24 protein-coding genes and 1 tRNA gene are annotated in these 26270 nt (G+C 45.9%); 13 read left to right on the top strand and 12 right to left on the bottom strand.

Going from position 1 to position 26270, the window contains the following annotated elements; genetic code table 11:
- Positions 1-3 precede the first annotated feature (3 nt).
- From nusA to AZI85_RS16810, 9 genes are all read left to right on the top strand, one after another.
- The gene (gene nusA / locus AZI85_RS16770; protein ID WP_063245131.1) at positions 4-1401 is read left to right on the top strand and encodes a transcription termination factor NusA; all 1398 of its coding nucleotides are present in this window, start codon (positions 4-6) and stop codon (positions 1399-1401) included.
- A gap of 95 nt (positions 1402-1496) precedes the next feature.
- Positions 1497-4412 (top strand): translation initiation factor IF-2, encoded by a 2916-nt coding sequence (gene infB / locus AZI85_RS16775; RefSeq protein WP_063245132.1) that lies wholly within the window; start codon positions 1497-1499, stop codon positions 4410-4412.
- Positions 4412-4813 (top strand): 30S ribosome-binding factor RbfA, encoded by a 402-nt coding sequence (rbfA, locus tag AZI85_RS16780; RefSeq protein WP_063208330.1) that lies wholly within the window; start codon positions 4412-4414, stop codon positions 4811-4813. The genes infB and rbfA overlap by 1 nt, the downstream gene beginning before the upstream one ends.
- Positions 4749-5735: a tRNA pseudouridine(55) synthase TruB gene (gene truB, locus AZI85_RS16785; RefSeq protein WP_253721045.1), complete on the top strand. Its 987-nt coding sequence runs from the start codon at positions 4749-4751 to the stop codon at positions 5733-5735. The genes rbfA and truB overlap by 65 nt, the downstream gene beginning before the upstream one ends.
- 145 nt (positions 5736-5880) lie before the next feature.
- Positions 5881-6150, top strand: a complete 270-nt coding sequence (gene rpsO, locus AZI85_RS16790) for a 30S ribosomal protein S15 (RefSeq protein ID WP_063208326.1) — start codon at positions 5881-5883, stop codon at positions 6148-6150.
- A gap of 104 nt (positions 6151-6254) precedes the next feature.
- Positions 6255-8348 (top strand): polyribonucleotide nucleotidyltransferase, encoded by a 2094-nt coding sequence (gene pnp / locus AZI85_RS16795; protein WP_063245134.1) that lies wholly within the window; start codon positions 6255-6257, stop codon positions 8346-8348.
- A 70-nt stretch (positions 8349-8418) separates the two neighbouring features.
- Positions 8419-9690: a M16 family metallopeptidase gene (locus AZI85_RS16800; protein WP_063245135.1), complete on the top strand. Its 1272-nt coding sequence runs from the start codon at positions 8419-8421 to the stop codon at positions 9688-9690.
- Positions 9691-9708: 18 nt separating this feature from the next.
- A complete protein-coding gene (gene dut, locus AZI85_RS16805; RefSeq protein WP_063208320.1) occupies positions 9709-10158 on the top strand; it encodes a dUTP diphosphatase in 450 nt (149 codons plus the stop codon).
- Positions 10159-10180: 22 nt separating this feature from the next.
- Positions 10181-10256, top strand: a tRNA-Ala gene (locus AZI85_RS16810).
- Positions 10257-10469: 213 nt separating this feature from the next.
- On the opposite strand, the gene AZI85_RS16815 is transcribed toward AZI85_RS16810, so the two are convergent.
- The 4 genes from AZI85_RS16815 to AZI85_RS16830 all read right to left on the bottom strand — a co-directional run bounded on the left by AZI85_RS16815 (position 10470) and on the right by AZI85_RS16830 (position 13902).
- Positions 10470-11258: an aminoglycoside adenylyltransferase family protein gene (locus AZI85_RS16815; RefSeq protein ID WP_063245136.1), complete on the bottom strand. Its 789-nt coding sequence runs from the start codon at positions 11256-11258 to the stop codon at positions 10470-10472.
- Between the two features lie 13 nt (positions 11259-11271).
- A complete protein-coding gene (locus AZI85_RS16820; protein WP_063245137.1) occupies positions 11272-12111 on the bottom strand; it encodes a hypothetical protein in 840 nt (279 codons plus the stop codon).
- Between the two features lie 46 nt (positions 12112-12157).
- Entirely contained in the window at positions 12158-12931 is a 774-nt protein-coding gene (locus tag AZI85_RS16825) for an exodeoxyribonuclease III (protein ID WP_063245138.1), read from the bottom strand.
- A gap of 71 nt (positions 12932-13002) precedes the next feature.
- The gene (locus AZI85_RS16830; RefSeq protein ID WP_063245139.1) at positions 13003-13902 is read right to left on the bottom strand and encodes a LysR family transcriptional regulator; all 900 of its coding nucleotides are present in this window, start codon (positions 13900-13902) and stop codon (positions 13003-13005) included.
- Between the two features lie 116 nt (positions 13903-14018).
- On the opposite strand from AZI85_RS16830, the gene AZI85_RS16835 reads away from it, so the two are divergent.
- A complete protein-coding gene (locus tag AZI85_RS16835; protein WP_063245140.1) occupies positions 14019-14771 on the top strand; it encodes an SDR family NAD(P)-dependent oxidoreductase in 753 nt (250 codons plus the stop codon).
- Here the strand turns inward: AZI85_RS16835 and AZI85_RS16840 are convergent, their stop codons facing one another.
- The 8 genes from AZI85_RS16840 to AZI85_RS16875 all read right to left on the bottom strand — a co-directional run bounded on the left by AZI85_RS16840 (position 14772) and on the right by AZI85_RS16875 (position 24132).
- Positions 14772-15209, bottom strand: a complete 438-nt coding sequence (locus AZI85_RS16840) for a hypothetical protein (protein WP_063245141.1) — start codon at positions 15207-15209, stop codon at positions 14772-14774. It abuts the gene before it with no gap.
- 125 nt (positions 15210-15334) lie between these two features.
- Entirely contained in the window at positions 15335-18013 is a 2679-nt protein-coding gene (locus AZI85_RS16845; protein ID WP_063245142.1) for a phosphoenolpyruvate synthase, read from the bottom strand.
- 2 nt (positions 18014-18015) lie between these two features.
- Positions 18016-18879: a UbiA family prenyltransferase gene (locus AZI85_RS16850; protein WP_253721046.1), complete on the bottom strand. Its 864-nt coding sequence runs from the start codon at positions 18877-18879 to the stop codon at positions 18016-18018.
- The gene (locus tag AZI85_RS16855; RefSeq protein WP_063245143.1) at positions 18872-21280 is read right to left on the bottom strand and encodes an alpha/beta fold hydrolase; all 2409 of its coding nucleotides are present in this window, start codon (positions 21278-21280) and stop codon (positions 18872-18874) included. The genes AZI85_RS16850 and AZI85_RS16855 overlap by 8 nt, the downstream gene beginning before the upstream one ends.
- Positions 21277-22017 carry a formyltransferase family protein gene (locus AZI85_RS16860; RefSeq protein ID WP_063245144.1) on the bottom strand — a complete coding sequence of 247 codons (741 nt, stop codon included), beginning with the start codon at positions 22015-22017 and terminating at the stop codon, positions 21277-21279. The genes AZI85_RS16855 and AZI85_RS16860 overlap by 4 nt, the downstream gene beginning before the upstream one ends.
- A gap of 171 nt (positions 22018-22188) precedes the next feature.
- A complete protein-coding gene (locus AZI85_RS16865) occupies positions 22189-22758 on the bottom strand; it encodes a Yip1 family protein (RefSeq protein WP_063245145.1) in 570 nt (189 codons plus the stop codon).
- 41 nt (positions 22759-22799) lie between these two features.
- On the bottom strand, positions 22800-23468 hold the full coding sequence (locus AZI85_RS16870; protein ID WP_063245146.1) for a hypothetical protein: 669 nt from the start codon (positions 23466-23468) through the stop codon (positions 22800-22802).
- A 7-nt stretch (positions 23469-23475) separates the two neighbouring features.
- A complete protein-coding gene (locus AZI85_RS16875; RefSeq protein WP_063245147.1) occupies positions 23476-24132 on the bottom strand; it encodes a hypothetical protein in 657 nt (218 codons plus the stop codon).
- A 79-nt stretch (positions 24133-24211) separates the two neighbouring features.
- On the opposite strand from AZI85_RS16875, the gene AZI85_RS16880 reads away from it, so the two are divergent.
- Genes AZI85_RS16880 through AZI85_RS16890 form a run of 3 tightly spaced genes read left to right on the top strand, consistent with a single transcriptional unit; the run spans position 24212 to position 26213 of the window.
- Positions 24212-24652, top strand: coding sequence for a hypothetical protein (locus AZI85_RS16880; protein WP_063245148.1), 441 nt, complete (start codon positions 24212-24214; stop codon positions 24650-24652).
- A gap of 45 nt (positions 24653-24697) precedes the next feature.
- Positions 24698-25393 carry a polyprenol monophosphomannose synthase gene (locus tag AZI85_RS16885; RefSeq protein ID WP_063245149.1) on the top strand — a complete coding sequence of 232 codons (696 nt, stop codon included), beginning with the start codon at positions 24698-24700 and terminating at the stop codon, positions 25391-25393.
- Positions 25368-26213: an SH3 domain-containing protein gene (locus tag AZI85_RS16890; RefSeq protein WP_063245150.1), complete on the top strand. Its 846-nt coding sequence runs from the start codon at positions 25368-25370 to the stop codon at positions 26211-26213. Before AZI85_RS16885 ends, AZI85_RS16890 begins: the two co-directional genes overlap by 26 nt.
- The last annotated feature ends 57 nt before the right edge of the window (positions 26214-26270 follow it).

Here is a 26270-nt window from a genome sequence, read left to right on the forward strand (position 1 = left end):
GTCATGGCTGAAAATATGTTTTCAGATCTTTCTAAAGTGATTGATCAGGTCGGAAAAGACAAAGGTATCGACAAACAAGTTGTTATCGATGCAATCACTCAAGGTATGTTGGTAGCTGCTCGTAAAAAATACGGTACTTACCGTGAAATTGAAGCCGCTTATAATGAAGAAACTGGCGAAGTTGAACTTTTTGAGTTCAAAGAAGTCGTCCCTCGTGAAAAATACATCGATGAGGAAGTTGAAATTCCTTACGATGAAGCGCAAAAATTGGATCCAAATGTGCAACTGGATGACTCTATCGGTATCAAGCTAGAGGCTTCAGATTTGGGTCGTATCGCAGCACAAACTGCGAAGCAAATCATCATGCAGAAAGTGCGTGATGCAGAACGCTCTATCATCTTCAATGAATTTGAAGAGCGTAAAGGTGAAATCGCATCTGGTATCGCTCGTCGCGTGGAAAAAGGCGCTATCGTTGTCGACTTGGGTCGTACGGAAGCTTACATCCCGCCTCGTGAACAAATCCCGGGTGAGCAGTACAAACCAGGCGATCGCATCCAAGGTTATTTATCTGAAGTTCGTCAAACAACTCGTGGTCCGCAAATCATCATGTCTCGCGCGGACGAGCGTTATTTGATGAAACTTTTTGAAATGGAAGTTCCGGAAATCTACGACGGTGTTGTCGAGATCATGGCTGCAGCTCGTGAGCCAGGCCAACGCGCGAAAATCGCGGTTCGTTCTAAAGACAACTCTGTAGATCCAGTGGGCGCTTGCGTAGGTATGAAAGGTTCTCGTGTACAAAACATCGTACAAGAACTTCGTGGCGAGAAAATTGATATCGTTCCTTGGGACGAAGATATCACTCGTTTTGCGTGCAACGCTTTGGCTCCTGCGGAAATCTCTCGCGTGTTCCTAGACGACGCGAACAGAGAGATGGAGATCGTAGTTCCAGATTCTCAATTGTCTTTGGCTATCGGTAAACGTGGTCAAAACGTTCGCTTGGCAGCGAAATTGACAGGTTGGAAGTTGGATATCATTTCTGAATCTTCAGCCGCTTCTCGTACTGCGGAATCCATCTTCAACTTGATGTTGATCCCAGGCATGAACGAGACAATGGCACAAAACATCTTCCAATCTGGCTTCGGTTCATTCCAAGCTGTTGCAGCGGCGGGTGTTGAAGAATTGATGACAATTCCTGGTTACGACGATCCAGATAAAGCTGAAAAATTGTCGAAAGAAGCCAAAACTTTGGTTGCGAAATATGAAGCTGAAGGTGTTCCAGTTCCAACAGCTCCAACAGCAGCTAAAGACAATAAATCGAATGTTTCTGCGAAAGCTCAAGCCGATGCACTTCTAAAACAAGAATTGCAAAAACTTGATGCTCAAGAAGCGGACGAAGAATAATCCGGCGTTAGTCGGAAAAGCTAAGGCGGCAAGAGCCGCCGAAGTTGAAGCAGTAAGCAACATTGAATTGGATTAAAAGAAAACAGGGAGACTGAGTGAGTAATCCAAAGGTTTTTGAATTTGCAAAAGAGATCGGGATGACCCCGCTAGCCCTCATGGATAAAATCCGCGAGTGGAATTTGCCTGTGAAAAGTCACATGGCAGAGCTGGATCCGACAGTTCTAGAGCAAATTAAAATTAAACTCTCAGGCGGAGATAAACCGGCTGAAGAGGCTAAACCGAAAAAAGCAGCAACTCGTAAAGCGGCACCGAAAAAAGCCGTAGCTGCTTCAGAAGGGGAAGCGCCGGCGGCAGCAGCGCCAGCAAAAACCCCTGTTATTCGTCGTAAAAAAGAAGAAGAAGCTCCAAAAGCTAAAGTCGTCGCGAAAGCAGAAGAGGCTGAAACGGAAGAATCAGCAGCTCCCGCTAAGACAACTCGTGTGGTGGTGAAGAAAACAGCTGCAAAAGCAGAAGCTGAAGAAGCTCCTGTTGAAGAAGTGGCTCCAGCACCGGTTGTTGAAAAACCAGCTCCAGCGGCAAAAGTCGTAGCAAAAGAGGAAGCTCCCGCTCCTGAGGTGAAGGCGAAACCTGAACCTGTGGTAGCAAAAGAAACTCCGGCAGCTCCTCCAGCGCCAGAACCGGCGGCTCCAGCTCCAGCAGCCCGTAAAAAAGAGGTTGTTGTGGGCACAAGTGGCGTATCCAGTTCTTCGACTCCAGCGACGACTGTAAAAAGAAATATTATCGGTCGTATGGACCTTTCCCGCGTGCAGTCACAAGCTCCGCAGCGCCAACAAGGTGACAGACCACAAGGTGGTTACCAACCTCGTGGCGCCGGTGGTGGCGACCGTCCTCAAGGCGGTGGCGGATACCAACCTCGTCCGGGCGGTTTCAACCGTCCTTCAGGTGGGGCTCCAACACGCAACATCCGTACTGGTTTCGTGGCAGCAAATCAAACGCCAGAACCAATGCCGGATGTGAATGACTTTAAGAAAAATGATTTTGATCGCCGTAAAAAAGTAGGCAGCCCTGGCGCTGGAACTTCAACGACGCGTGAAAAAGAAAAAGAGAAGGAAGAAGAAGTAGCGGTATTCAACGCGGTTGAATTCCGTAAGCGTGAGATGGTCTTCCAGCCTAAGAAGAAAAAAGGCATGTTGGATCGTGAAGCGCAAAAAACTCAGATCACGACACCTTCCGCTCACAAACGTGTAGTTAAGGTTAACAACACGATGAAGCTAAGTGACCTTGCCATGGAGATGGGCTTGAAAGCTCCTCAATTGGTGAAGGTTCTTATGCAAAACGGTGTGATGGCGAACATGAACACGGACCTTGATTTCGATACGATCGCTTTGATTGTTCCGGAGTTTGGTTGGGAAGCACAAAACGTATTTAAAACCGCCGATGCTGTGGCAGAAGAAACAGCGTTTGGTGATTTGAGTGCGGAAGCAGTGATTCGTCCTCCAGTTGTGACAGTTATGGGTCACGTCGACCACGGTAAAACATCTTTGTTGGATGCCATTCGCAATGCGGATGTGGCAGCAGGTGAGGCCGGTGGTATCACTCAGCACATTGGTGCTTACAGTGTTAAAATCGACGACGGTTCTTTGATCACATTCCTAGATACTCCGGGCCACGAAGCCTTTACGGCCATGCGTGCGCGCGGTGCGAATGCGACAGACATCGCGATCATCGTGGTGGCGGCAGACGACGGTATGATGCCTCAAACTCAAGAGGCGATTAACCACGCCAAAGCGGCGGGCGTACCGATGATCGTAGCGGTGAACAAAATGGATAAGCCAGGTGCAAATCCAGACCGTATTAAACAGCAATTAACTGAGCTTGAAATCGTTCCGGAAGAATGGGGTGGAAACACGATCTTCTGTGAAGTTTCAGCTTTGAAGAAAACAGGTATCAAAGAACTTCTGGAGCAAGTGAAACTTCTTGCTGAGGTTGCAGAACTTAAAGCCAATCCAAAACGTTCAGGCACGGGTATCGTGATTGAAGCGAAAATGGAAAAAGGCAAAGGCCCAGTGGCGACTCTTCTTGTTAAAGACGGAACTGTGTCTGTAGGTCAATACATCGTAGCGGGTACAATGAAAGGCCGTGTTCGTTCTTTGGTGAACGATCGTGGTGAAAGAATTGAATCCGTAGGACCTGGTTTGCCAGCCGAGGTTTTGGGTCTTGAAGCGGTTCCAGCTGCCGGCGACAAATTTGACATCGTCAAAGATGAAGCGACAGCGAACGAAGTTTCTACTCTAAGAAAAGAACAGGCTGAAAAAGCCGCGACGACTCCAGCGTCGAAAATGTCTTTGGAAGATATCTTCGCGAAAGTGAAGTCCGGAGACGTGAAAGAACTTGCGATCGTTCTGAAAGCAGACGTTCACGGTTCTTTGGAAGCTATCAACGGCATGTTGTCGAAATTGTCGACTCCAGAGGTGAAGGCGAAAGTCATCCACTCTGCAGTGGGTGGTATCAATGAAGGTGACGTTGTTCTAGCTCACACCGCAAAAGGTATCGTTCTTGGTTTCAACGTACGTCCTGACTTGGGCGCACAAGCCAAAGCGAAACAAATGGGTGTGGATATCAGAACTTACTCGATCGTGTACGAATTGATCGACCAAATGAAAGCGGCTATGGCGGGTCTATTGACTCCAGACGTAGTTGAAGAAGTTATGGGTCGCGTGGAAGTTCGTAATACCTTCAACGTACCTAAAGTGGGCACGATTGCAGGTTGCTTCGTGATCGACGGTAAGATCCAACGTAACAATATGATCCGTCTTCTTCGTGAAAATAAAATCGTTTACGAAGGTAAGATCGCTTCCCTTAAACGTTTCAAAGACGACGCCAAAGAAGTGGCTCAAGGCTACGAGTGCGGTATCGGCATTGAAAACTACAACGACGTTAAAGTCGGCGATATGATGGAAGCTTACGTGAAAAAAGAAGTTGCTCGTGAATTGGACGGGAGCTTGCAGTAATGAAGAACATGGGTGATGGGCGCCGAGTCGCTCGCGTAGAACGAGAAATTCAAGCTACTATCGCTCAGTTTTTGCTTCGCGGTTTTAAATCACCGTTACCAGGTTTGGTGACGGTGGCTTCCGTAAAGATGCCGGCCGACCTTCGCGCAGCGAAAGTGTATATCAGTGTATTAGGTTCCGACGCTCAGAAGACTGAGGCGTTGGAACTTCTTCAAGAAAGAGCTTTTGAGATTCAAAACTTTATCGGTAAAGAACTCAAAATGCGCTATTGCCCGAAGCTGACTTTCTATGCGGATCACGCAACAGATCAGGTTTTGAAGGTGGAAAAAATCCTTCATGAGCTTGAACTGGAAAGAAAAGCTAAAGGCGAAACTTCCGACGACGAATCTGATGACGAATAATCCAACAATTTTTAATGGTCTCTTGTTGGTTGATAAACCTTCAGGGATTTCCAGCCATGATGTCGTGGCAAGGCTTCGACGTATTCTAAAAACCAAAGCCGTAGGTCATTCAGGAACTTTGGATCCGATGGCTTCAGGTTTGATGGTGTGCCTTGTAAATGAAGGTACAAAACTCAGCCAATATATTCTTGAAGGTGATAAGGGTTACCGCGTGCGCGCCCAACTCGGTGTGCGTACAGACACTTTAGATACGACGGGTGAGGTTTTAGAAAAAGTCTCTGTCGAATTTCCTAAAGAGCGTATCTTGGCTGAAGCTTTCAAGCTTCAAGGCGAGATGGAGCTTGAAGTTCCCATTTACTCGGCGATCAAAGTTCAGGGTAAAAAACTTTACGAATACGCTCGCCAAGGTCAGGAAGAACAAGTCGTCATCCCTAAAAAAATGATGAACTTCTGGGATGTGGAAGCGGTTGAAATCGGTCCCGATTGGGCCGAGTTTGACATCAAATGCAGCAAAGGCAGTTACATCCGCACCTGGGTCGACCTTTTAGGGAAGGCTTTGGGGTGTGGAGCGGCGATGAGTTCTTTGCGCAGAACTTGGTCGGCCCCTTATCATTTACCTCAGGCACAAACCTTAGAACAGATTGAGCAGGCTTATACGGGAGCCCCTCCTTGGGGAACGGCTTTTGTGGGGATGGAGCACGCCTTGCCTCAGATCAAACGTATTCGTATTAAAGGGCAGGACAAAGTCCTTTTGGGGAACGGGCAGATCAGCCATGACTTGCGCTCCCAATTGATCACCGTCTTTCGCCCTTCTGAGGACCAATATGTCCAAGTTTTAGCTCAAGATACCGGGCATTTATTGGCTCTGGTGGGGCTTGAAGAGGGGCGCGGTTTTGTCCTAAAAAGGGTCTTTAAATATTAGGCCTGTGTCCTCTTTGCCTTGACCGGGGTGGGGATGCGGGGTAGAACCTTAAAACTTATAAACAACACTCTACAGATCGACAGCCATGACGACTGCGGGGTTTGTTTGAAAACTAAGCAATTTTTAAAAAGAACAGGAGACTTTAATGGCAGTCACTAAAGATACAAAAAACCAAATCGTTAAGAAATTCCAAACGAAAGATCTAGATACTGGATCTCCAGAAGTGCAAGTGGCGCTTTTGACAGCGAAAATCAATGATTTGACTGTGCACTTCAGCACTCACAAAAAAGATCATCACGGCCGTCGCGGTCTTGTGACTTTGGTTAACAAAAGAAGAAAACTTTTGGACTACCTACATCGTAAAGATGTGAAACGTTACCAAGACCTTATCAAGGCTCTTGATATCCGTAAGTAATCTGACATTCCTGAAGGGGCGAAGAGCCCCTTCAATCTTTTCCTCGACAGGAAATTCTCGTACACTCAGAGCATAAGGCTCTGGCATCAATTCAAGGAGATTTAATGAAAACGACTGTAACTACATCGGTGGGCGGAAAACAAATCACCATCGAAACAGGCCGTTTGGCAAAACAAGCAGATGGATCTGTTCTAGTCTCTTGCGGTAACAACATGGTTCTTGTTACGGCAGTATCTAGCAAAAAAGCCTCTGAACTAGATTTCTTCCCACTGACTGTGGAATATATCGAAAAATTCTACGCTACCGGTAAAATCCCAGGTGGCTACTTCAAACGCGAAGGTAAACCAACGACAGACGCTGTTCTGATCGCGCGTTTGATCGACCGTCCGATCCGCCCTGTATTCCCAGAAGGATACAGAAACGAAACTCAAGTTGTGGCGACGGTTCTTTCTGCAGACGGTGCATTCCCTCTTGAGATTCTTTCAAGCTTGGGTGCTTCTGCAGCTCTTCATCTTTCAGACATTCCATTCAACGGTCCAACAGCGGCGATTCAAGTAGGTCGCGTTGATGGTCAATTCGTGGCGAATCCAACTCCTCAACAAATGGAAAAATCCGACATGGATATCATCGTTGCGGGAACTCGCAATGGTTTGTTGATGGTTGAAGGTGAAACAAAATTCATCTCTGAAGCAGACGTTTTGGCGGCTTTGAAATTCGGTCACCAATCCATGATGCCACTTTTGAATGCGCAAGACGAATTGCGTGAAAAGTTTGGTTCTGCGACAAAACGTTCTTTCACTCCAGCGACTATCGACGCTGATTTCAAAGGACAAGTAGAGTCTTTCTTGAAACCAAAAATCGCTGCGGCTCTTGGTATCAAAATTAAGCAAGACCGTTATGCAGCAGCTTCGGCGGCGCAAGCTGAAGCAGAGGCGATGTTCCTAGCTTCTATCACTGACAAAGATCTTGCTAAACAACGCAAGAAAGAAATCGGCGCGATCGTTGAAGAGCTTAAATACAATGAAGCTCGTTCTATGATCCTAGACCGCAAAGTTCGTATCGATGGTCGTGACGTGAAAACGGTTCGCTCTATCGCGAATGAAGTGGGTCTTCTTCCTCGTGCGCACGGTTCTGGTTTGTTCACTCGTGGCGAAACTCAATGTTTGGGCACAGTGACTTTGGGAACAGGTGATGACGAGCAAATGGTGGACGCGCTTTTGGGAACTCAAAAACGCAAATTCATGCTTCACTACAACTTCCCTCCATACTCTGTAGGTGAAGTCGGTCGCTTCGGTGGTCAAGGTCGTCGTGAAATCGGTCACGGTAACTTGGCAGAGCGCGCTTTGAAAGCCGTTCTTCCTGATCACGAAAAATTCCCATACACAATCCGTATCGTTTCTGAAGTTCTAGAGTCTAACGGTTCTTCTTCAATGGGTTCTGTTTGTGCGGGAACTTTGGCGATGCTTGATGCCGGTGTACCTATCAAAGGGAACGTTGCCGGTGTAGCGATGGGTCTTATTAAAGAAGGCGATCGCGTAGCCGTTCTTACTGACATCTTGGGTGATGAAGATCACTTGGGTGACATGGACTTCAAAGTAGCGGGTACTCCAACAGGTATCACAGCTCTTCAAATGGATATCAAAATTGACTCTGTTTCTTTCGACGTGATGGAACAGGCTTTGGCTCAAGCTAAAGAAGGTCGCTCGCACATCTTGAACGAGATGGAAAAAGTGATCAAAGTAGCTCGTGGTCAAATCTCTGAATTTGCTCCTCGTATCGAAACAATCAAAATTAAACCAGATAAGATCCGTGAAGTGATCGGTTCTGGTGGTAAAGTAATCCGTGGTATCACGGAAGCTACGGGCGTTAAGATTGAAATCGAAGACGACGGTACAATCCACATTGCCTCTGCAGATCCTGAAGCAACTAAAAAGGCGATCGCTATGATCAACGACATCGTTGCTGAAGCTGAAGTAGGTAAGACTTATAAAGGTCGCGTTGTGAAGATTGCTGAATTCGGTGCTTTCGTTGAAATCTTGCCGAACACTCAAGGTCTATTGCACATCTCTGAAATCGCTAACGAACGTGTACGCGCAGTGACTGACGTACTTAAAGAAGGCGAAATGATTGATGTTAAAGTTCTTGAAGTGGACCGTGCAGGCCGTATCAAGCTTTCTCGTAAGGCTCTTCTTCAATAGCCGCGGACGCTGGCAGAGCGAGGCGGCCTAGGGGCCGCCGTGCTGAAACAGCATCTTTAAAAGAGAATCAATGACAAATACTAAGTTCAAAAAATCTGAACTTTCTAACGGGATCCGAGTGGTGAGCGAGCTTCATCCAGGGTCCCGTGCCGTTTCTATCAGTATCTGGGTTTTGACTGGCACTCGGGATGAGTCGCCAGAGAATGCGGGCATCTCGCATCTTCTTGAGCACTTGGTGTTTAAGGGAACTAAAACTCGTTCTGCCTATCAAATCGCAAAATCTTTAGAAGCTTTGGGTGGGGATTTAAATGCCTACACGACACGTGAATACACGTGTTACCACGCTTTGGTTCTAAAAGATCACTGGGAAAAGGCCTTGGATGTTTTGTCGGATCTGGTGTCCAACATGCATCTGAACAAGAAAGAATTCGACCTGGAAAAAGGCGTGATCTTGCAAGAAATCGCCATGTCCGAAGACAGCCATGAAGAAATCATTTATGACGTCTTCTATGAACAAGTGTACGGAAAAAATCCGTTAGCTCGTCCTATCTTGGGAACTCCAAAGTCTATCGCCATGATGAAACAAAATCAGGTGATGGATTATTATAAGAAAAACTACACCGGAAAAAACATCATCGTCAGTGCGGCCGGTTGCTTGGATCACGACGAGTTGATGGTCGGTATTGAAAAGCGCTTGGGAAAGAAAAAGCAGTCCGTGCTTAAGAATTCTCGTAAGTTCCCACGCTGGTTGAAACGTCGTCACGTCGTTGAAAAACAAGCCGAGCAAGTACACATGCTGATGGGATTTCCGACAGCAAGTTTTAAAGACAAACGTCGTTTTGAAGCTGTGATTGCGAACACACTTTTGGGTGGAGGTATGACTTCCAAACTTTATCAAAGTGTGCGTGAAAAAAGAGGCTTGGTTTATACAATTCACTCCAGTCTAAATACACATATCGATTCAGGAATGCTCACGATTTATGCGGGAACAGAAACGAAGAACGTCAAAAAAGTGGGCGATCTTATTTCTAAAGAACTGCAGAAGATTCGTAAGCAAGGTGTGTCTAAGGCCGATGTGGAGATGTTTAAGACTCAAGTTATTGGCAGCATTTTATTGAGTTCTGATGATATCGAAAATCGTATGACGTCTTTGGCGGTGAATGAAATCGTCTTTGGCAGCTTCCGTTCAGTTGAATCCGTGATTGAGGAAATCAAAGCGGTGACGGTCGACTCGGTGAATGATTATATTCGCGAAGAGCTTGATTTAAACGCTGCATCCGGGGTTTTATTAGGACCGGGCGTAACCGAGCTGAAAACTTGGTTTGAAGAACTGACTCTGTAATTGGAAAAGGATTTATAAATGCAAAAGCTCACAGTCAAAGTAAAGAAACTTGAAAACTTCCACGGTGAACTTCCGCAATATCAATCTTTGGGTGCCAGTGGTTTTGATGTTCGCGCGCAACTTGCGGGTCCGGTGATTTTAAATCCGGGCGAAAGAGCATTGATTCCAACAGGTTTGTCTTTTGAAATTCCACTGGGTTATGAAATCCAAGCTCGTCCACGCAGTGGATGGGCGGCAAAAAGTGGTTTGACGGTTTTGAATACGCCGGGAACTATCGATGCGGATTATCGTGGTGAAGTAAAAATCATCGTGATTAATTTGGGCAATGAAGCTGTGACAATCAGCGATCAAGAGCGCTGTGCTCAATTGGTGATTGCTCCAGTTCTGCAGGCGCAATTCCAAGTTGTTGATGAATTGGGAACTACCGAGCGTGGTGCTGGTGGTTTCGGTTCTACGGGACGCGCTTAGTTTTTTCTTTTAGTTTTTTAGTGGGGACGTAGCTCAGCTGGGAGAGCGCAACGCTGGCAGTGTTGAGGTCGTCGGTTCGACCCCGATCGTCTCCACCATCTTCTTTTTTTCTCTTTAATTTTGTCGTTTGGAAATTCTTCGTAAAGACTTGGACGATCGGGGTGCGAGCCCGACGACGTCGCAAATCCATCCGCCTTCGCGGATGGGTTTGCTCCATGCTCCGCACTAAAACGCGCCCACTCGGCGCGTTTTACCGCGGGCACAAAGTTCGATCCCTGGGTGGTTTTTTTTCGGAGGATTTTTTTTAAGGGTTATTTTTCTAGAAGTGATTTTGCGGATTTTTTGGTGAAATTGATGAAGGCATTTAAATCTTGTTCTTGGCTTGTTAGATTTTCTTTTTCTTTTCCTAAATAGTCGGCTTGGGCTGATTTTAGTATGTTTTGGTGTTCTGGGGGGAGTTGTTGCAGGACCCAGGTGGCGGCTTTCTCTTTGGATGTGATCTCGCCGGTGGCGGCGCTGAACCAAATGCGTGCTAGTGTGAGTACTACATTTCTTTCGTCGCCTTTCCAGTCTTCGGGGGTGTTCCATAAAATTAGGGTTTTGTTCATGGCTTGAAAGAAATCTTTTTGAGGTACGGGGTCGAACATTGTCACGGCTTCGGGGCCCCACAGGGAGATACTCTTTTGGCGTACTTTCGTAAGTAATATTGCTAAGTCGTGATCTAAAGTTGGAAGATCAAATATTCCTTTTAGTAAGTCATTTCTAAGCCATTCGCCAAATTGGAGTTCGCGTTTTGGCGGATACCTCCAGGGTCTGATTTCTTCATAGACAATGGCTGTAATTTCTAATGCTCTTAAGTTCTTATTGGTTTTTGGTGGCGCGGATACTGTAAGAAGATCCCGCAATAAGTTTTTTCGAGTGTCTTCTTCAAGGGAACGATTCAAAGTTACTAACAGATCAATGTCACTGCTGGGCTTTAATCCGCCGTCAATGGCAGAGCCGTAAAGATGTATAGCTAGTAGGTCAGGTATGTGGCCTTTGAGTACTTTTATGGCGGCGTCTATTTGCCCTTGATAAGGAGTTGCTACTTCTTCTGACATCGCATCCTGATTTCTAATCTATGTCTGTTAGATCCAGAGGGAGTTCGAATTCTTGAACCTCTAGGAGTGGCATCTGATTTTGGAAAACTATGATTGAGAAAACCAGTTGGCTGCTATTGTTCTTATAGGGTTGGTTTGCCTTGAAGAAGTTTTCAACGGCGTCGGCCATCGCGGCGGCGTCCGCTTTGTCGTATTGTTTTGACGGAGCTAAGAAGACGGGGAGGACGATCCACGGGGTTTTGGGAGCGACAGTGTATTCGTAAGAAACACGGAACGAGTACGTCAAATTAGCTCCTACCGCCGCGGTCTTTGTAAGAAGCAGGTCGATCCACGATTTTAAATCTTTTTTGTCTTTCGAATTTAAAACTGCGGGAAGAGAAATTTCTTCTTGATGTATGAGCAACGGTTGCAACGCATTTTGGAATTGCACCCAAGGTGTGGTGTCTAGGCCATTTATATAGCGGTAACTGATTTTCGGATTTCCATTTTTAACGATATGCCACTGCGGAACCTGGATCTGCACTTGATCTTCCAGAATCTTTACAGTCGGTAGAGTCAGATCTTTTGGATAGTTTTTATCAGCGATCACGTTAAAGCTCTTTGGATTCTTGGAAGTGATTTTGACTGTTGAGGAGTCATTGATTTTCATTTCAACGGTAGTTCCGTCCCAGTCAATCATGCCCAGCTTGTTTTGAACGGTGATGATAAAAAGATCGTCGGCATTGGCGACTTTGTCGTCATAGAAGTAAGTTTGGCTGATGAGTACAGGAGACGCTACTTCCTTGGCATGAGCCGTCGTTAAAGGAGCCAACAAAAGTGAAAGTGCAAAAGTTTTAAAGCATGATTTCGTCATACTTTTTCGTATCACGAAACTTTCACTAAACTCAATCAGCCTTGCATTACTTCTTCAATGTTAGGCGCACAGGGCAATGATCGGATCCCATAACATCCGGCAGGTGACTGACGGCCTTTAAACGGTCTGAGGCCTCTTTATTCACTAAGAAGTAGTCTAAGCGCCAACCTACATTTCTTTCACGGACTCCGGGACGATAGCTCCACCATGTGTAGTGTCCTTCCCCTGGTTCAAATTTACGGAAGCTGTCGACCCACTCTAGCTTTTCAAGAAAGTGAGTCATCCAGGCGCGCTCTTCAGGCAGAAAGCCCGCGTTTTTGACATTGGTCTTTGGGTTTTTCAAATCAATCTCTTTATGGGCGATATTGAAGTCACCGCAGATAACAACCTCGCGACCTTTTTTGCGTAAAGCTTGTAAGCGCTTTTCCGCCGCCGCACAGAATTCCAATTTAAAAGGCAGGCGAGCGTGATCACGTTGGCTGTTGGGCCAATAACTATTCACCACGGTGACGGATCCAAAATCAGCTTCAAGCCACCGTCCTTCGCGATCAAATTTTTCAATGCCTAAGCCGCGGCGAACCGCATCGGGTTCTTTTTTGGAATAAAGTGCCAATCCTGAATAGCCCGGCTTTTCAGCGAAATTCCAAGTCGAGTGATAACGAGCTGGATGATAAAATGTTTCGTCCTCTTGGATGGCTTCTTCAGAAATTTTGATTTCTTGAAGGCAGACGATGTCAGCCTTTTCGTTTTCAAACCATTCACGAAAGTTTTTACGTTGAACCGAACGAAGACCGTTAACATTCCATGTGATCAATTTCATGTTTTTACAATAGGCAAGGACGTCTTAGAAATCAAGTCAGGTTCGGTGATGCGAGGACGTGTCAGGTCCTTCTAGACGATATAGTCCCGCATGATTTCGCTCACCCAATCCATAAATACCTGAACACGCTTGGCCACGTGACGACGATGAGGATAAACGAGAGAGACCGGCATAGGCTCACTTTTTAAGGTCGGTAAAATCTCGATCAAGGATTTATTCTCTAGATACTCTTTTAAACCCGCTTTAGGGGCTTGAATAATTCCCAGTCCTGCTAGGCATGCCGACAGATAATTTTCGGCATTATTCACCGTGATCTGACTCCGCATTTTTTTGATCTGATACTTTTCTCCGTCGAAGTATTCAAAACCGTCAGGCTTCGCTCCGAGGGTTTGCACATAGTGGACCAGAAAGTGCTCTGATAAATCTTCCAGATTTTTAGGACGACCGTATTTTTTTATATAAAGGGGACTCACACAGTTTACGACCGTGAACTTTCCCAGAGGTCTTGCAATAAGTCCCGAATCCGTCAAATTTCCTACACGAATAACACAGTCAAAACCTTCGCGGACAAGGTCCACTCGACGATCCGTGCTGCTTAATTCGATCTCAATACACGGGTGGGCTTTCAAAAATTCCGGAAGCCGCGGAACGATCAAATTTTTTGCTATACCTGTCGACATATCGACACGAATTCGTCCCGACAGGCGACCCGCGTCTTTCTTAAACAGCGAATCCAGTTCCTCAATATCCGCCAGAAGATCTTTGCATCGCTCATAGTAAGTCATTCCGTCTTGGGTCATCTGAACTCGACGGGTGGTGCGATGAAGAAGTCTGGTGCCCGTATCCGCCTCAAGCTGTTGGATGATATTAGAAATATGGGCCTTGGACATTCCAAGGCTTTCTGCCGCTTTTACGAAGCTCGATAATTCGCTCACGCGCATGTAGACCTTCATAGCTTCTATACGATCCATCTCATCCTCGATTGTTCAGTAATAGTGAACAGTGTATCAAAAATATCGGTGTTTATCAATTATGGCAAACTTCCTAAAATAAAAATGTAACCAGGACTATTCAAAAGGAGTTTGTTATGAAAATCGCAATTATCACTGGTGGCAGCCGAGGGTTGGGTAAGAATACCGCATTGAAGCTAGCTCAAAAAGGGACCGACGTAATCTTGACTTATCATTCTAAGAAAGCCGAGGCAGACCAAGTCGTGGCCGAGATTGAAAGACAAGGACGTAAGGCCGTGGCCTTGCCTCTTAACGCTGGAGCGGTGGAGAGTTTTGAAGCCTTTGCCGTGGCAGTTCGTCAGGTTTTAAAAGAAAAATGGAATCGTACGGACTTTGACTTTCTTATTAACAATGCAGGAACGGCTCTTGAGGCTTCGATCCTGGAGACCACCGCCGAGGACTTCGATAAGTTGGTCAATGTTCATCTGAAAGGTCCTTTCTTTTTAACTCAAAAGCTTCTTCCCCTTATGAAAGACGGCGGGCGCATTGTGAATATCTCTTCGGGGCTAGCTCGTTTCGCCTTACCAGGTAAAGCGGCTTATGCTTCGATGAAAGGCGCGATCGAAGTTCTGACTCGCTATATGGCGAAAGAATTCGGAGCCCGTGGCATCGCTGCCAATGTCGTAGCGCCAGGAGCCATTGAGACTGATTTTGGTGGGGGCGTGGTTCGGGATAATCCTGAAGTAAATAAATTCATCGCATCCCAAACGGCCTTAGGAAGAGTCGGCGTTCCCGATGATATTGGGGGCGTGATTGCCTCCCTTCTTTCTGAAGATAATGCCTGGATCAATGCTCAACGAATTGAAGCTTCCGGTGGGATGTTTCTTTAATTAATCTGCACACGGAGCGGGTGTCATGGTGAGGTTGCGATAAGCGACCTCACCGGTTGAACAACCTTCGTCTGCGGAATTGACTTCTCCGGCCAAGTAGTCGGAAGTTAAAATCAAAGAGCTCGATTTTTTAATAAGCGAAGTCTTTCCTCCATCACACTCCACCAAGAAATCACCGCCCTTATCGAATTGATAGGCAACGGTTGAAAATTTCAAAGTCTTTGATTGAGCACGAAGGTGAAGATGGGGAGGTGTTTCGACGCCCTCGGCATCGACTGATTTCTCGTCTTGATAGATGAGTTGGGCCGCCTGAGCCTTCTCTGATTTTCCACTTTCTGTTTTAATCGTGATACTTTGGGGATTTGAAGCTTTGAAGCAAGAAACTTTGCCGTAAGAGATGCTCGTAAAGAGAAGCACGAAAGCGAAAAGTGACTTCATAAAGGCCTCCTTCGGGGACCCATTTAGGCTAGTGGCGAAGCATGAAGAAGTACTGAAGATTCTTTCGCGCCTATCAAATGACAAAGTTTTTGAAAGAATAAAGACGGGAAGTCCCGTCCTCATTCTTATTCGTCCAAAATTTTAATTGTGCCGGCTTTAGCATCAATGCGAACGCGCATGCCGGACTTAATTCGTTTTGTTAATCCCGGGATGCTGACGATCGCCGGTATTCCCATTTCACGGGCGACAATGGCCGAGTGAGAAAGCAAACTTCCACGCTCTACTAAAAGACCCGAGATCGCCGGATAAAGAGGAACCCATCCTGGATCCGTGCGAGCTGTCACTAGAATCTCACCGTTCAGTTCCAAGTTATCACTTGGATTTAAGATGACCTTGACGACACCTTCAAGAACTCCTGGGCAGCACGGCAGACCTTTTAAATCATAGTCGCCAGATTCAGCGACTTGCGGAATTTCTTCTTTAATAAACGTGTTATCCCAATAAACAGCTCCGCGAGTCATCACGCGTGGGTCGGTCTCTTCACTGAATTGACCGTAGTCTTTTTTGCGAAGTTCGATAATGCCTTTTAAGTTGTACGAAGGCAGGGTGCCGTTGTAAATCCCGAAGACCTCCTCGATCGTTAGCCAGAAGATATCGCGAGGTTGTTCGAGCGCGCTCATCGTCGCCAGATCTTCCCCAATAGTTTGGAAAATCGTGCGGGCAATACCGTAAATACGGGTGCGGGCAAAGCGCGTGTTCTCGCGGTTTTTCACAGCTTTACGGGCGTGTTTCAGAACCCAGAAATAAAATTTCTTTTTAAAGCCTGTCAGATGCGAAGCCACTTTGGCTTCGGCTTGAGCACGCAATGACTTTTCGTGAGAGTCATCGTGAATTTCAGTCTGACCTGACTTCAAATAGTTTTTCAAACAGACAAAGAGATAACTTGGATCTGTTAGAAGATCGATCTCTTCAAGTTTCATCTCACTCATACAGCGGAAGCCGTACTTATCGAGATAATCCAGAACCGACTTATAAAACTCTTGATAGGGCGACTGATTTAAGGCCTCAAGACCCTCTGCGGGGTCGATGGTTTCGATAAGTTTGCGCAAGTCAGGATTTTGCGCGGCTTTATTGGCTAAACGCAAAAGAGCCTTCGTCGGTTCGGCACTTTCAAGACCGCCTTCACCAGCTAAAAGATCATTTTGAATGGTCGAATCCAAATCTTTCAACCACGTCGTCGTCAGTTTACGCAAAAGACCGAAGTGAACCATGCACAAGAAGTCATTGATGATCGGGGCTTTCCAGCGACCCAACATATTTCGTTCAAGCTCCATGTAAATGCGAATCAGCTGGTCGCCACGCATGCGCTTAAGGGGAAGACTTCGGTACTTGTCATAGTCGCGATGGAAAGTCGCTAAAAAGTCATCCACCGTGCTTTGAATGGTGAAGTGATATTTTATGAAATTGAATCCTGTGATGGCTTTGCGGATGCGACCACTGAAAGTGTCCCACGAAGGGTGCGGTTTAATGCGATCCGCGATTTCTTCGCTGAGCGCTTCAGAAACTCCCATCATGGTTTCCATGAACTCACGGTTTTGTTTGAAACCGGGAAGCACGCCGACAAGCTTGTACCAGTTGAAAAGATTGTAGTAAACGCGACCGTTCAAAGATCCCAGCATGTAACCTAAGTAAGAGTCCATGTCTTTGATGATTTCATTCGGTACACCTAAGACTTCACAGAACTGCACATACACGGCTTTATAGTTACGAAGAGCGAAACTAAAACTCAGTGGCGATGTCAAACCACCGTACGACTCGATGATATTTGAGTTGTCCCAAAGATTCGGATAGCCAATCAAATCAGCCTGTAACGTCGTCACGGGACGAGTTTGTAAAATATAGATCTTACCACCTTCAATGGCCCATTCGATATCTTGCGGACGGTGATACTGTTCTTGAATTTTATGTCCAAGGCGATAGAGCTTAGAAAGCTCCTCTTGAGTCAAAGAAGCGGTGTTCACAAGATTGCTTGGAACAGGCAAAGTCGAACAATGACCCGATGAAGACTTCTTCATCATCTCTTTTTTCTCGACGACTTCTTCTTTTAGCAGTTTGCCGCTGTGTGCTTCCAGCCAGAAAGAATCCGCATCCAGGGTTCCTGACACCAGTCCTTCACCGACACCATAGACGGAAGAAACGACATAGCGATCGATTTTCTTTTCGACCGGGTCACAGGTGAAAAGAACACCGGACTTATCCGGGTCAATCATGCGCTGTAGAACCACCGACACAGAAATTTTCTGAAGGTCAATGCCATTTTCCAAGCGATAGACCAAGCTTCGTTCGGAAAAAGCCGAAATCCAGCACTGACGAATGTATTTAAGAATATCTTCTTTGCCAGAGACATAAAGATAGCTTGAAAGCTGGCCCGCGAAAGAATGCGAAAGACTGTCTTCATCAGCGGCCGACGAACGCACGGAAAATACGTTGTTTGCGCCCAAATCTTTTAAGGCTTTATCCAGGGATTCTGAAAGGTTCTTAGAAAGATCGGTTTTTTCAAAGAGAGCCCGAACCTCCGCCTCGGCTTGCAGGGGAGTGAGTTCTTTCGCCGAAAGACGTTGCATGATCAGCGACAAGGTCGTTTTTACGGATGGCGACGCCAGAAACTCTTGGAAGAATCTTTTACCGAACACGACCCATTCGGGAACGGGAAGTCCTGCTTGCGACATGAGGTAAAGATTAAAGCCTTTTCCTCCGGCTTCGTTTTTAGCAAAGAACAGTGTTGATTTCGGAGTTACAAGCATAGTTAGGATCTCCACATATAGATCACTAGGGCATAGTGAAGCAGCAAATAAACCCCAGAAATCGCGCGGAAGAACTGCGCGGCAGGGGTGGTTTTTTTAATAATATAAATCAAACTTAAAATCACATAAGCCGACAAAGAAACGAGCCAAATCCAGTGAGGCTGAAGGTAGTAAACAACACCCACTCCAAGAATCGCTTGGCTGAGTGAAAGGGCTAAAGCTCCTTTGTCCGTAAAGATATTGGAGTAAGAAGGCACGTGCGGTCTTTCCTCAGAGCTCGCGAAAGTTTTTCGCGCGAACTCAAAAAGATTGAAAAACGCCCAGTTCATAAAAATAAATATCAGTAGCGGCAAGGTGAGTTCTTGCGGATTCACACCCGTCATAGCGACACCACTAGAAAGTCCTAAGAGCACGCTCACAAAGGTGTGGGTCACGGCATAGGTCGTTAAGTGGGGACGTAGCGTCTCGCCAATGAAAAACTCTTCGTACATCAAAAGACTATAACCAATGGCCGCAGCGTGAATCAGAAGAGAATAAACTCCTAAAGTGCTTGCCAGGCCCATCTCGAAAATAATTAAGAAAAGAAGCGCCACCTTCACTTGTCGGACCGTCAAAATCCCGCGCGCCAGCGGACGGGTGGGATTGACTTTCAGATCCACTTCATAGTCTTTGATCTCGTCAAAAAGACGCATGCGGAAAAAGAAAGAAAGCATCAAAAGGAAGACGCCAGCAAAGCGTCCCCAATTCCATTCCAGCCCCAGAGTGGAGGAAAAGAAAAGCCCGTTCGCCCATGAGAAAAGAAATATCATGGGCACATAAGAAGCCGGACTGAATCTTTCTTTAATTAAAATCCACCAATTAGCCAATAATCACCTCGGGATCATTCAATTGATCGCGCAGAACTTTGTATTCCACCTTCGAGTGATGGCGAGGATCCATCGGGATCTTTTTAACGAACTTAATCTGATCGACGGGAATTTTATTCTTTTCAAAAACACGGCGGATTTCTTTTTTCGCCGCTTCAAAGTCAAAGGACTTGCTGTCGATCTCCTGTTTTAACTCGACAACGGCATAAGTCGCCTGACCCAGCGAAGAATCCGGTACTCCTAAGAAAGCACAGCGATAAGTAAAATCAAAACGCTTTAAAAGAACTTCTGAGCGCACTGGGAAGTAGTACTTTCCAGCTCTTTCGATCGCGTTATTGACCCGACCCACGATCCAAAGATTTTTGTCAGAATCGATGTAGGCCAAGTCCCCCGTGCGATGCCATACCCGGTCTTTTTCATCTAAGATCTTAGTCGTTTTAAAAGCATCGGGATTATTATAGTAATCGCGGCAGACGTGGTCACCGGTACAGATAAATTCACCGATCTCTCCATTCGGCACTTCGATTTTCTGCCATGGAGAATCTTTCAAATCCACAGGGCCATCTTTGATACGGATGAACTTGAAGTCGATGTCTTCACTGATGTGGCCGACGTTAACACCTTCTTCGATAATTTCGGGATCGGTGATCTTGCTTTCTTTTAGCATGTCGCGGCCCTCGATGTGAGCCATCGGTTCTGCTTCTGTCGAACCGTATAAAATCCAAAGCTCAGTTTGTGGGGCAATGTCATAGAAAGCTTTGACGTCATCTTTAGAAATAGGCGCACCACCGGTCACGACACGACGAAGTCCCTTTAAGATGATATTCTTTTCTTTGCAGTAACGAGCTAATCCCACAAGCATGCTTGGAGACAATGTCGTACAGTTGATGTTTTCATTGAGAATCTGACACGCCAAAATAGCCGAATCTCTTTCAGACGGAGCTGCTAAATCCAGAGCGGGTAATACCGTCGTCACACCCGAAGCCAAGTTATTCAAACTGAAGATCGGGAAGGCTGGCATGTCTTTGTCGACTTCCGTATAAGGAATCACATGCGAAAGGGCGTGATGTTGCGCTGACAGAAATCGATGTGTGCGGTTAGCTCCTTTCGGTTTCCCCGTTGAGCCGGTCGTAAATGTAATCAAAGCCGTGAACTCGCTTTCTACAGCAGCAATAGGCGAAGGATCTTTTTTCAAAAGCTCCTCGAAGCGGTGAGTGCACTTATCACCCGGCCCATACATAATTCGAATAGGCATGGATTGAAATTCGGGAACCTGGTTTACAAGTTCAAAAGCCATATTGAAACTAATCATGGCTTTGGGGCCAACACATTCCGCCGATGCTCCCAAGTGATGACTGCGGGCCCAAGAATCCAGAAATACGGCGATCGCACCAATGCGTTGTACGGCAAACATGGCCGTATACATATCCAGGCTCATTGGTAAGAAGATGATGACGCGATCTCCTTTTTGAATACCGATATCTAAAAGTCCGCGTGCGAAAGAGTTAATTCTTGCGGCAAAATGTTTGTAAGTAATTTGATCATGCTTCAAAGGGGTGTGAGGATTTCCATCCCACTTCGCTAAGGTCTCACGCGAAACCCACGAAAGCGCCACGCGGTCCGGGAATTCGCGTAAGTGTTTTTCCATGTAGCTGATCACGTTGTTGCGCTCATCAGCGCCCGGATAGTAACCGATTTTTTCAGAAGGGTGGGACATTCCTGGTTTCTCCTGCAAAACTTTTAAGATGTCTTGAATATGCGACCATAGAAGGCTGTGACCAGCTTTGGCCGTTTTCACGATTTTGTGTGCGGGGTATTGAGTGACGATTTGGTTTTGAATCGACTCGTCCGTGATTTTGTCGTCACTTCCATAGACTACGGTGACGGGTGTCTTGACGACGTCTTTTGAAGTCCACGGGTTGTCCTGCATTTTCATTTTATTGAAGGCCGTTTTCTGCCAAAGATTCCAATCAAAACGCTCGGTGATCTTTTGTAAATATGGATGATCCGCGAGGGACCAAGGATGAAAAAGATCTTTAAGGAACGAGTCTTTGGATTTAGCAAAGTTCGATTTAATAAGGGCGTCCCCTAATACCGGAAGCTTTAATAAAGCGCCAGCGATAGGTGAAATCTCACGCTCGGGTTTCAAATAGGGTGTGACCAGAATCACTTGTTCGACGTATTTTTCGTAAGCGGGCAAGGTTTTTAAAATACGATAGCCACCCCACGAATGCCCTAAAAGAATTTTCTTCGATGAATCTTGAGTCAGAAGATTCAACCATTCATCACTGTCGGCTTTCACCGCGTGAAGGTTGTAACCTAAAGGTTGAACGGCCTCTTTAAGAAGAGTCCAATCTTCGGGATGGCCGGGGTTTCCGTGCAAAGCAATGATGGTTTTCATATCTTTATTCCTCGCAGGCGTAGCTTGTAAAAATCGATAAGACCGGGATTGGAGCGATACACGGTCTGGTCTGTTTTAGAATTTTCAATACCTTGGATTTTCTGAGTGCGTGCAATTTCTTGCAGCACTTCCGTCGCCGCGGCCGTTTCCAGCCGCGCGGCATTTTTTAATGACTCCAAATAATTCTTTTTATTGGAAGGTACTTCGACGACTTTCAGTAGTGAGCCGTCATCTAGTTTTGAAGTCATTTCATGGATAGAGAAACCAAAAGAGGTTCCGAAAAGATGCGCCCAAAAGTCACACATCAATCCGCGCTGGTGGGGAAGCAAACCATGATGAATATTGATGCAGCCGATTTTGGGAATGCTTAAAAGACGCTTCTTAAAAAAAGAACGGGTTCGCGCATTTAAAATCACATCGGGCTCTAATGAAGAAAGAAACTTTATTGTTTCTTCAGAATTGATATCTTTAATAACCCAGACTTTTTTACCTAAGGCTTCATAACGTTTTTGTTTGCGCGCTAACGAGTTATCCAAGCTGTTTTTAAGAAGATGCCAACCCATGAGCGGGCCAGCGCCAGAAAGCATCAAAAGAAACGCTTTGAGGTAAATGTCGGCACTGCGGTTATCGATAACAACAAGCCCTTGCACGTAAGGGTTGTTGGCCAAGCCGAGTGTTAAGTCATCATAGTTATCCGGCACGAATGTCACGGCCGAAGTGATAACTAGGGTTTTCATGAAACTACCTCGATGCGTTCCAGAAGTTAAACAAACTGTGTTCCTGGACTTATATCGACAGATTTCGACCCGACCAAAAGAGAGTCGGCGTATTTACCGACAAAGGTCTAGCTGTCTCATATCTAAGATTGAGACATCAAGGCTGTATTCGAAATTAGGAAGGCTAAGAACTTAACCGAGTCTTTCCAAACGTGAAATATCAATACGATTCCAAAGCCAAAGGATGAAGACGATAGCAAAAAGAATTGTGACTAAGCGAAGCGCGCGACGCTTGTCCATCTGGAAATTTTCAGTCAGGCCGACGGCCATGAGTAATGCCGTGAAAGCAAAACCTACTAAAGTGATCGGCGGAATGATTTCGGAACCCACTTGGAAGACGAAGAAAGGAATATTAGCAAAAAGAATCAGTGTAAAAATCTTGCGCAAAGAGCAAGTGCGCTTTTCATAAACTTGGAAGTAGTAATAAATAAACAGAGCCCCGATAAAAGTCGTCGTCACGCCAACAAGGGGAGAGATAATAAATCCACCCATCAAACGGAAGAAGTTCGGTGGTACAAGCCCGGTCAAAACCCCTGAGGCCATCGAAAGAACTACTAAGGTCACGATCAATGTTGTCCAATTCCAGTCCGGCAAAGTTTTGATTTTTTCAATCGGGTGACGAAGGTAGTTCACGATGTAACGAAGAACTTCTTTGGCATTGTCGGAGTGAGCACCGGGAGTAACGTCTCTGTAGTCAGTCATACCGCTATTGCATCACTAGCGCAGGACTTTAGCAAGGGGATTTACAGAGAGTCTCTTAAGTCCATCTCTGCCAATGTTTGGGCACGAGTTAACAAACGGTGACTGTTCTCAAGGGCAGTTTTAGTGTTGGCACCTAGCACGTTCAGGGAGGCCAGCTTCTTGTTCTTCGCGGATTGACGATGAAGAGAATAAGAAAGTTCCAGTAAAAGTGAGGCCGAACTTGCGGGAATTTCGATGACCTCTTTCGGGACCGGATAAGCTTTAAGCGATAAGGCGCGAGGATCTTCCGCGCCCACATCGGCTAGCTCCGTAATACTGATCACGCTCAAGGAACGGCGCGAAGCTAAGAGATCAGAAAACTCTTCCATCGTGGGAGCATCTAAAACCAAATGAAACCGACGTTGATTTTTTTCTTGCTGCTCGAGGAACTGACGAAAGCGTTCTTTACGTTGCTCGGCATTTTTCCACGGAAGATGCAGAGTGAAAACTTCATAGCCATGTTCCGCCAAGAACACGGTATAGATATTCCAGTACTTGCTAAAATAAAAGAGTGAGCGCGGACCGGTGACAAAAAGAAGAGGCCAGCGGGTTAACAGGCAATTCGGTTTTAATTCAAAAGGGATTTCTTGGCGGGCTCGGGCGCGATTTGAAAAAATCGCTAAGCCCAAAATGAAAACTAAAAGACTTAAAGAAAATACTATGACATCCACGTCCCCATTATAGGGACGTAGTCAGGCGAAAGGCAAAGTCAAAGGAGTTTTTGTCAGCTGTACGGTTCACCATAGCCGAACGGGCACTGACTTCCGCACCCAAAGAAAGATTCTTGTGCACCTGAGCGGCAAATCCCGAAGAGATCACCAACGACGGAGTGGTGTCATTCACATCGATATTGCGAGTCGGGTCGGTGAAACGCATAAAACGATTTGAAAGGCCGGCGCTTAAAGAATAGTTCCAAATACTTTCTAATCTGTTCGTGTATCCCAGTTTCAGATCGAACTCTTTCAACGAGAGTTCTTCAGCCCCTGAAGACGTGACACCATAATTTCTAAAAACACCTTCCGAATACCAATTCGGCGAGAACAGATCCATTCCCATCGACAGTTGAATGCCGCTAGCATGGCGATTGAAGTTTTTGTTTTGAGTCGCAATATTCGTGAAAGTATTCACGTAGCCAATGCCAGCATGCAAGCGCACGTCATCGAACGAGCTTGTCTGTTTTGCCGCCATGACATTTTTCTTAGAGCTGAGTTCATCCAGAAGCTGGTCATAGGAAACTTCTTCATAGTCAGAAGAGGAAGCGGCCTGGACCAAAGTGGAAGATGAGAACACCGAAAAAACGATCAAAACGAATTGGAGTGCTTTAGATATTTGCATTCCTTGATTCTAGCAAGGCTTTGTCATTTTTCATAAAATCATCTTTCGTTCTAGACCTCTTTATTGGCACACTAGAAGTATGTTTCCGAACTTTCGCCAACATCACAATTGTTACTGCGCCTTTTGCAAATCGCCTCGTCGCATTTATCGTAAAAGAAGTATTTCTTTGATGAATGTGTTGGGGAGTGCGTTGGCATCGGTCGTTATGATGTTCGCTATCTGGCAGCAGTTTGACCCCCGCGTGATGATTGTTTTCGTGGTGTGCTTGGCTTTTTCCGAAGTCTTCGTGAAAATCCGTTGGCGTCTTTCCGTGGTGTGCCGAGCCTGCGGATTTGATCCCGTTCTTTACACCAAAGATCCGCAAGCGGCGGCGGATAAAGTTCGTTTTCAATTGGATGTTCGCAAGCAGGATCCTAAGTATCTTCTTGCGAAGCCGTTAAATTTGCCCGCAATCCCTGCAGAGAAAGCGAAAGCTCTTCAAGAAAAGGGAAAAGGGCGCTTAGTCTCTCGCTCCATTTGATCTAAAGATTGCCAGGCCGATCGGTTTATGCCAGTTTAAAGGGGCATGAAAACACTGATCGTTATTCCTACGTACAATGAAAAAGAAAACATCCAGGCGATTATCCCGGCCGTTCTTGCGCAAAATTTAGGCGTTGAGATTTTAGTTGTTGATGACAACTCTCCGGATGGTACCGGTGCCATTGTTCGTGAAATGCAAAAGAATATTCCGCAACTGCATTTGTTATCTCGTCCCGGTAAACAGGGTTTGGGAAAAGCATATATTGCAGGTTTTCGTTGGGGTATGGATCATGGCTTTGACGCGATCACAGAAATGGATGCTGACTTTTCTCACCGCCCGGAAGATCTGGGCCCGCTTCTTAAGAAATTAGAAACCCATGATTTCGCCGTAGGTTCTCGTTATGTTGAAGGCGGCCGCACCGTGAACTGGGGAATTTTGCGTAAGATTATTTCTCGTGGCGGCGGTATTTACGCTCGCTTGATCTTAGGCTTCCCGCTGAACGATTGGACGGGGGGCTTTAATGCCTGGAAAAAAGAAGTTCTTCACGCGATTGATCTTTCGACTGTGGAATCAAACGGATACAGCTTTCAAATCGAATTGAAATACAAAGCGATGAAAAAAGGTTTTAAAGGTGCCGAGTCTCCGATTGTGTTTGAAGACCGTCGTGTGGGACAAAGTAAAATGTCTTTAAAAATCGTGATTGAGGCCTTCTATCGTGTTTGGCTTATGCGCTTTAAGTAAGAGTCTTGCGGCTCTTACTTTTCTGCTATTTCTTCCTCTTTTTTCCTGGGCGCAAGCTCAACAGGCGACCGTCATTTTGGATGGCGCCTTGGTTTATCAAGATGCAGATTTCGATGCTCCGGTGATCGCGACCTTAAAGCGAGGTGCCGTTCACAGTATTTCCAAAGGTAAAAAAGGTCCTTTCTATAAAATCCGCATTAAGCCGGGTTCTGTCGGTTGGATTTCCGACACGGATATCAAGCCGGGAGTTTACAAATTAGAAACTCCGAAGGAAGAATCGCGAGCAGAAAAAAAAGACGAAAAAAGAAAACCGTTTTTTGCCACTCGCTATCGTGGTCCCGCATTGGATTTTATCAATTTCACCGAGGACACTTTAGGTCAGGAGCGCTCTGAGTTTCTTCCTTTTTACGGGGTTAAATTCAATGGGTTTAATACGATTTTCACGGGCGAAATTTATACAGAAGGAAATATCCTTTTTCATATCGGGGCTCCGAAATACTATTCGGACTATACGGGAAAAGGGTCTGACGGGTTTATTTTCTTAGCAGATTTTTTATTTCAAACGGTTCTTCCTCAAGGGAAAAACGCGATCTTCTTTTATGGTTTTGGTCCGATGTTTAAGTACTCCCACTTTACCTTGGAAGTTCCTAACGGGACAAAGACGCTCAGTTATTCAGCAGATGATATGTCGCTGGGAGCTGTTTTTGATTTGGGCCTTTCATGGCGCTTAGGTCGCTACTCGTTAAGGACAGATGCCAAATATTATTGGGAACGAACGAAGTATTATGGCTTCGGTTTGAATCTGGGTTGGGAATTCTAATCTAACAATAACGCATTGCAAATTTACTGGCAGGTGACACAAGGGATGTTACATCGA

This window comes from Bdellovibrio bacteriovorus (assembly GCF_001592755.1).
GTDB lineage: Bacteria > Bdellovibrionota > Bdellovibrionia > Bdellovibrionales > Bdellovibrionaceae > Bdellovibrio > Bdellovibrio bacteriovorus_E.

Excerpts from the sequence above, each read along its gene's own strand:
- nusA (WP_063245131.1), top strand. The coding sequence starts at position 4 with ATGGCTGAAAATATGTTTTCAGATCTTTCTAAAGTGATTGATCAGGTC.
- rbfA (WP_063208330.1), top strand. The coding sequence starts at position 4,412 with ATGAAGAACATGGGTGATGGGCGCCGAGTCGCTCGCGTAGAACGAGAA.
- truB (WP_253721045.1), top strand. The coding sequence starts at position 4,749 with ATGAGCTTGAACTGGAAAGAAAAGCTAAAGGCGAAACTTCCGACGACG.
- rpsO (WP_063208326.1), top strand. The coding sequence starts at position 5,881 with ATGGCAGTCACTAAAGATACAAAAAACCAAATCGTTAAGAAATTCCAA.
- pnp (WP_063245134.1), top strand. The coding sequence starts at position 6,255 with ATGAAAACGACTGTAACTACATCGGTGGGCGGAAAACAAATCACCATC.
- AZI85_RS16800 (WP_063245135.1), top strand. The coding sequence starts at position 8,419 with ATGACAAATACTAAGTTCAAAAAATCTGAACTTTCTAACGGGATCCGA.
- dut (WP_063208320.1), top strand. The coding sequence starts at position 9,709 with ATGCAAAAGCTCACAGTCAAAGTAAAGAAACTTGAAAACTTCCACGGT.
- AZI85_RS16815 (WP_063245136.1), bottom strand. The coding sequence starts at position 11,258 with ATGTCAGAAGAAGTAGCAACTCCTTATCAAGGGCAAATAGACGCCGCC.
- AZI85_RS16820 (WP_063245137.1), bottom strand. The coding sequence starts at position 12,111 with ATGACGAAATCATGCTTTAAAACTTTTGCACTTTCACTTTTGTTGGCT.
- AZI85_RS16825 (WP_063245138.1), bottom strand. The coding sequence starts at position 12,931 with ATGAAATTGATCACATGGAATGTTAACGGTCTTCGTTCGGTTCAACGT.
- AZI85_RS16830 (WP_063245139.1), bottom strand. The coding sequence starts at position 13,902 with ATGGATCGTATAGAAGCTATGAAGGTCTACATGCGCGTGAGCGAATTA.
- AZI85_RS16835 (WP_063245140.1), top strand. The coding sequence starts at position 14,019 with ATGAAAATCGCAATTATCACTGGTGGCAGCCGAGGGTTGGGTAAGAAT.
- AZI85_RS16840 (WP_063245141.1), bottom strand. The coding sequence starts at position 15,209 with ATGAAGTCACTTTTCGCTTTCGTGCTTCTCTTTACGAGCATCTCTTAC.
- AZI85_RS16845 (WP_063245142.1), bottom strand. The coding sequence starts at position 18,013 with ATGCTTGTAACTCCGAAATCAACACTGTTCTTTGCTAAAAACGAAGCC.
- AZI85_RS16855 (WP_063245143.1), bottom strand. The coding sequence starts at position 21,280 with ATGAAAACCATCATTGCTTTGCACGGAAACCCCGGCCATCCCGAAGAT.
- AZI85_RS16860 (WP_063245144.1), bottom strand. The coding sequence starts at position 22,017 with ATGAAAACCCTAGTTATCACTTCGGCCGTGACATTCGTGCCGGATAAC.
- AZI85_RS16865 (WP_063245145.1), bottom strand. The coding sequence starts at position 22,758 with ATGACTGACTACAGAGACGTTACTCCCGGTGCTCACTCCGACAATGCC.
- AZI85_RS16875 (WP_063245147.1), bottom strand. The coding sequence starts at position 24,132 with ATGCAAATATCTAAAGCACTCCAATTCGTTTTGATCGTTTTTTCGGTG.
- AZI85_RS16880 (WP_063245148.1), top strand. The coding sequence starts at position 24,212 with ATGTTTCCGAACTTTCGCCAACATCACAATTGTTACTGCGCCTTTTGC.
- AZI85_RS16885 (WP_063245149.1), top strand. The coding sequence starts at position 24,698 with ATGAAAACACTGATCGTTATTCCTACGTACAATGAAAAAGAAAACATC.